The 5487-nt window shown below is 69.6% G+C and carries 5 protein-coding genes; 4 read left to right on the forward strand and 1 reads right to left on the reverse strand.

The features are described from left to right. Positions 1-353 precede the first annotated feature (353 nt). The 3 genes from ABZZ74_RS52330 (at position 354) to ABZZ74_RS52340 (ending at position 3899) form a co-directional block, all read left to right on the forward strand. On the forward strand, positions 354-1730 hold the full coding sequence (locus tag ABZZ74_RS52330; RefSeq protein WP_356951182.1) for a cytochrome P450: 1377 nt from the start codon (positions 354-356) through the stop codon (positions 1728-1730). A gap of 172 nt (positions 1731-1902) precedes the next feature. Then, complete coding sequence (locus tag ABZZ74_RS52335; RefSeq protein ID WP_356951183.1) at positions 1903-2070, forward strand: cholesterol oxidase substrate-binding domain-containing protein; 168 nt, start codon at positions 1903-1905, stop codon at positions 2068-2070. 92 nt (positions 2071-2162) lie between these two features. Continuing rightward, entirely contained in the window at positions 2163-3899 is a 1737-nt protein-coding gene (locus ABZZ74_RS52340) for a cholesterol oxidase substrate-binding domain-containing protein (protein WP_356951184.1), read from the forward strand. A gap of 56 nt (positions 3900-3955) precedes the next feature. Here the strand turns inward: ABZZ74_RS52340 and ABZZ74_RS52345 are convergent, their stop codons facing one another. Further along, on the reverse strand, positions 3956-4312 hold the full coding sequence (locus ABZZ74_RS52345) for a nitroreductase/quinone reductase family protein (RefSeq protein ID WP_356951185.1): 357 nt from the start codon (positions 4310-4312) through the stop codon (positions 3956-3958). Between the two features lie 105 nt (positions 4313-4417). On the opposite strand from ABZZ74_RS52345, the gene ABZZ74_RS52350 reads away from it, so the two are divergent. Beyond that, complete coding sequence (locus ABZZ74_RS52350) at positions 4418-5335, forward strand: oxidoreductase (RefSeq protein ID WP_356951186.1); 918 nt, start codon at positions 4418-4420, stop codon at positions 5333-5335. Positions 5336-5487: the final 152 nt, after the last annotated feature.

Genomic DNA, 5487 nt, shown 5'->3' on the forward strand with positions numbered 1-5487 from the left:
CGGGAAGAACCGCAGATCAGCAGGTCGGGTGACACCCGAGGTTAAAAACCAAGCTTACACCTACTCAGCCCCGAACTTGCGCCATTGCCCCTCTCGTGCCTGCACGTGAAGTCATTTGCCTCTGTTGTAGCGGGTGGTCAAGACGATTGGCTGTGTTAGCCCAAACATGGTGTGCCATGCCACGAGTCAGGGGTGCTGTCCACCATGAAAACAACGCGGCGCGGGGACGAACCGCTGGTTTGACCGCTCGTGCTCCGGCCCCGAAGTCCGGGATCTGGGCGGGTAGCCATGTCATGCCCGCAAGCAGCACCGAGGAGGCGACCGCGCCGCCGCCTCGCCATATGGAGAGCAACGTGACCCAGACCCGGACAGCCGCACTGACGGAGCCGCCCGCATTGGGGGGTGGGATTCCTCTGCTGGGACACACCGTGGCGTTCGCCCAGGACCCGGTCGCCCTGATCGTCGAAGGCCACAAGCAGCTCGGCGAGGTTTTCACGGTCCGCATAGCCGGTCGGAAGTTCACCGTCCTGAGCGGCCCAGCCGCCGCCGACGCCGTCTTCCGTGCCTCTGACGAGACCGTCGGCCGCCGCCGGGCCTACCGGTTGATGACGCCCGTCTTCGGCGAGGGCATGCTCTTCGACGCGTCCCCGGAGCAGTTCGACGAGCAGATCGCGCTGATCCTGCCGGCGCTGCGCGGGGGCGCCGTGGAGAAGTACGGACCGGTGATGCAGCGCCACGTCGAGGACTACCTCTCCGGCTGGGGCGAGCGCGGGCGCGTCGACCTGGTCGAGGCGATGAGCGAGCTCTCGGTCAACATTGCCGTCGAGTGCCTGATCGGCGCGGAGTTCCGCCGCCGGGTCGGCTCCGACCTGGTACGGCTCTTCCGCGACCTGAAGGCGGCCGGCCGGGCCTCCTGGCTGATCCACCCCTACCTGCCGCTCCCGGCCTTCCGCCGCCGCGACCGGGCGCGCCGTGAGCTGATCGAGCTGATCCTGGACGCTGCCCGGTCCATCAAGAACGACGGCCCGGACGCCGGACACTTCGTCAGCACTCTGATGTCCTCCCAGCTGCGGGACGGCACCCCGGTGCCGGAGGAAGTCGTAGCCTCCCTGCTGCTGGCGATCATCGTGGCGGGCGAGCACAACACAGCGGCAGTGGCCTCCTGGACCGGCGTCCTGCTGCTGGAGAACCCCGAGTGGCTGGCCGTCGTCCGCCGCGAGCAGGACGAACTCGCACGCGACACCCACGGTTCCCGGCCCGTCCACCAAGACCTGCGGCGGATGGAGACGCTGCGCCGGTGCATGGTCGAGGCGGAGCGCCTGCACCCACCGACGACCGTCCTGCTGCGCGACGCGGAGCAGGAGTTCAGCTACGGCGGCTACCGGATCGCCCGCGGCAGCCGCGTGATGGTGTCGCCCACCGCCTCGCACCGGTTGCCGGACGTCTTCTCGGACCCGGAACGCTACGACCCCGACCGCTTCTCACCCGAACGCTCCGAGCACCGCGTAACGCCCCAGCCGATGCTCACCTTCGGCGGCGGCCGCCACCGCTGCACCGGGATGGCCTTCGCCTACCAGGAGATCCAGATCATCTGGAGCTGTCTCCTGCGCTCCTACGACCTCGAACTCGAGGACTGTCCGCCACGCCCTGACTACTCGGCGATCACCGCCGTGCCGCGCAGCCCCTGCCGGATCCGCTATTCCCGTCGCAGCGGCGCGCAGGAACAGTAGGGCCACAAGCCGTGACCCCTGCGCAGACCCCCGAAACCCCCGCAGTCTGGTCCGACATGACCACCGCGCCGACCACCTCTGACCGCTGCACCTCCTCCGCCGACATGGAGCAGTGGATCAGGCCCCACTTCACCGGTGCGTACGCGTCCGCCCACCTCGGATGCCAAAAGGAATGGGCCGCGCCTCTGACGGCGCGTGGATCGACCGCACGACGATCCCCGACGCCTACCGGGCCCGGCAGCCGCACGACGACAATTGGGACACGGCGGTCGCGACCCTCCGCGCCCTCGATCCCGCCGGCGTTCTCACCAGCGTTTTCCGCAACAAACTCATGGGCTGAGCAGACGGCACGTCCCCACCGGAAACCACTGCCGCCCAGCACGCCTGGTGAGTACGCGACCGGGCCCTGGGCGGCCGCTGAAAGGCAGTCACATGCAGCGTCAATCCGGGTCCGGTCTCTCCCACTGGGCCCTCTTCGGCGCGACCGCGGCCGGTTCCGTCCTCAGCAGAACGGAGTGGAGGCCCGCCTACACCGTCACACCGGCCCAGGGTGCCACCGCCCTGCCGCCGGACTTCCCCGCCGGCATCAGCGTCTACCAGCAGGCATGGACCAACTGGTCAGGCGAGATCCGCCTCAGCCCGCTGTGGACCTGCGCGCCAACGACCCCCGAGGACGTCGTCGCCCTCGCCAACTGGGCGCACGCAAACGGCTGGCGGCTGCGTGCCCGCGGTGCGGGCCACGGCTGGTCACCGTTGCTCGCGGCGGACGGCGCCACCGGTGAAATCCTCATCGTCGACACTACCCGGCACCTGACCGCGATCAGCGTCACCGGCGAAACCCCCGCATCCGTCACCGCGCAGTCCGGCGCCACCATGCTCTCCCTGCTCAGCGCGATCGAGGCAGCCGGCTACGGCCTGACCAACGTCCCGGCCCCCGGAGACGTCACCCTCGGCGGGGTACTGGCCATCGGCGGCCACGGCACCTCCGTACCAGCCGAATCGGAGCAGCCGCAGGCCCAACGCACCTACGGGACCGTCAGCAATCTCGTCGTCCAGCTCACCGCCGTAGTCTGGGACGCCGCCACCGGCGCCTACGCGCTCAAAACCTTCGAGCGCAGTGCCCCGGACATCGGCGCCTTCCTCGTCAACCTCGGCCGAGCCTTCATCACCGAAGCCACCCTCCGGATCGCACCCAACACCCGGCTGCGCTGCCGGAGCAGCTTCACCACTACGGCCGACACCCTCTTCGCACCGCCGGTGAGCGCGGGTGACAACTCCTTCGGCGCGCTGCTCAAGCGCACCGGACGGGTGGAGACGATCTGGTTTCCCTTCACCACCTCTCCCTGGCTCAAGGTCTGGAGCGTCGCTCCGACCAGGCCGCTGCTGTCCCGGGAGGTCGACAGCCCCTTCAACTACGTTTTCGCCGACTGGATCAGCCCGCAGATGTCGCGGTTCATCTCCGGCATCGTCCGCGGCAACGTCTCGCTCACCCCGGCCTTCTCGCATTTCGAGAGCGGCGTCTGCCGCCTGGGATCGCTCGCTACGGCCACCCGGGACATCTGGGGCTGGGCGAAGAACACCCAGCTGTACGTGCGCCCCAGCACCCTGCGCGTCACGACGAACGGGTATGCCGTACTGTGCGCACGCGCCGACGTCCAACGGGTCGTCAGCGAGTTCTACGGCTACCTCAAGACCGCTCTCGCCGACTACCGCAAGGCCGGGCACTACCCGATGAACGGCCCCTGGGAGGTCCGCGTAACCGGCCTGGACGACCCGGCCGACTGCGGTGTCCCCGGAGCCGTACCGCCGCTGCTCAGCGCGGCACGGACCCGCCCCGACCGGCCCCTGTGGGACACAGCGGTCTGGATGGACGTGCTCACCCTCCCCGGTACCCCGAAGTCCCAGGAGTTCTTCCACGAGACCGAACAGTGGATGCTGGCGAACTACACGGGCGACTACGCCGCGGTCCGCGCCGAATGGTCCAAGGGCTGGGGCTACTCCGGCACCGCGGCCTGGTCCGACCCTGCGATGCTCACCGGCACCGTCCCGGCCTCCTGCCGGGAGGGCCAGCCCGCGGGCAGCACTTGGGACACCGCGCGGGAGATCCTCAACGGCTACGACCCGGCCCGGATCTACTCCTCCGCCTTGTTGCACACGCTGCTGCCGTGACCGTCCACCGCACCCCCGGATACAGCACGACCACGGGCACCGGACGGCGGGTCTTCTCAGCCAAATGGGCATATCAGCCGGGGTTGGCCACGTTGACGAGCGCCCTCGGTGCGGTGACATCGGTACAGGGCCGGGTAGTGACCTGGATCTCCGCCTCGGGCCGGGCGTGCAGATTGCAGCCAGTCCGGGGAGTGGTGGCCGGCACCGTCGTTGGAGGCGGCGACTCGCCACGCGACGCCGTCGCGCGCGTAGACCAGGACGGTGCTGCGCGGCATCCCCGAGCGGCGGCCGACCGTGCGCAGTCGGAGACAGGGCATCCCCGTGGGACGGTGGCCCAGCGGGCCACCGGTGCGTCCGTAGAGCCGGGGGTGCGGCCCGAGCAGCCGTCGGCCGACTGGGCCGGCGTTTGTCATGGTGCGGCTTCTTGGCTTCCGTGGGCGGCAATGAACATCAGCAATCTGACTGCTCGAACGCCCGAGCCCACAGCTCGTGGCAGATCCACGAGGAGGAACTGGAGCATGGCAGCCTGGACAGCGGATGACATCCCGGACCAGAAGGGACGCGTCGCACTGGTCACCGGAGCCAACAGTGGCCTCGGCTACTGCACGGCACGGGAACTCGCGCTGCACGGGGCGAAGGTCTTGCTGGCCTGCCGCAGCCCCGAGCGCGGAGCCGAGGCGGTCCGCCGCCTGCGCGCGCAGACGCCGGGCGTGGACGTCGAGTACCGGCCGCTTGATCTCGCCGATCTGGCGTCCACACGGGCGCTCGCTGCGGAGTTGGACACGGACCAGCTCGATCTGCTGGTCAACAACGCAGGTGTTGGCGGAGTGCCGTTCGGCAGGACAGCGGACGGGTTCGAGACCCACCTGGGCATCAATCACCTCGGCCACTTCGCCCTGACCGGCCTGCTGCTGCCGCGCCTGCTGGCCACGCCTGGATCCCGCGTGGTCAGCGTCTCCAGCGTGATGCACTTCGCAGCCCGCTGCACCTCAAACGACCTGCGGCGCCGGCCTCGCCCCTACCAGCGCTGGCTGGCCTACGGTCGCTCCAAGACCGCGAACCTGCTCTTCACCCGCGAGCTGGCACGCCGGCTGTCAGCGGCAGACGCCACGACCACCGCGGTTGCCGCCCACCCGGGCTACGCAAACACCAACCTCCCGCGCAACGCCGTAGGACCGGGCGGTCCCGACTTCATCGACAGGCTCCTCGTCCTGGGCAACCGCTTCGTCGCCCAACCCCCTGAGACCGGGGCTCTCCCCATCCTGTACGCCGCCACGCACCCGGCAATCCGCCAGGCCGCCTACATCGGCCCCGCCTCCCTCGCACCCGCCCATCCGGTCTCCGCCCGCCGCGCCTGCTGGACCCGCGACGACCGCCAGGCAGCCGCGCTGTGGGAGGCATCGGAACACCTGACAGGCGTGAAAGCGCCGATCTGAGCCGCGCCACACCGAGCGTGAGGATCGGGCGTGGATAGGTTTCGCCACCCGCGAGCGGCACCCGAGTTCGACAGTAGGTGGGCACATGGCAGGGGGGAATCTGTGGCGTGACCTGCGGTGATGGGCATGACGGGGCTCCGGGGCCGTTTGCC

It is taken from the genome of Streptomyces sp. NPDC006476 (assembly GCF_040612015.1).
Taxonomy (GTDB): domain Bacteria; phylum Actinomycetota; class Actinomycetes; order Streptomycetales; family Streptomycetaceae; genus Streptomyces; species Streptomyces griseorubiginosus_B.

Coding starts and splice junctions, on each gene's coding strand:
- ABZZ74_RS52335 (WP_356951183.1), top strand. CDS start 1,903: ATGGGCCGCGCCTCTGACGGCGCGTGGATCGACCGCACGACGATCCCC.
- ABZZ74_RS52345 (WP_356951185.1), bottom strand. CDS start 4,312: ATGACAAACGCCGGCCCAGTCGGCCGACGGCTGCTCGGGCCGCACCCC.
- ABZZ74_RS52340 (WP_356951184.1), top strand. CDS start 2,163: ATGCAGCGTCAATCCGGGTCCGGTCTCTCCCACTGGGCCCTCTTCGGC.
- ABZZ74_RS52350 (WP_356951186.1), top strand. CDS start 4,418: ATGGCAGCCTGGACAGCGGATGACATCCCGGACCAGAAGGGACGCGTC.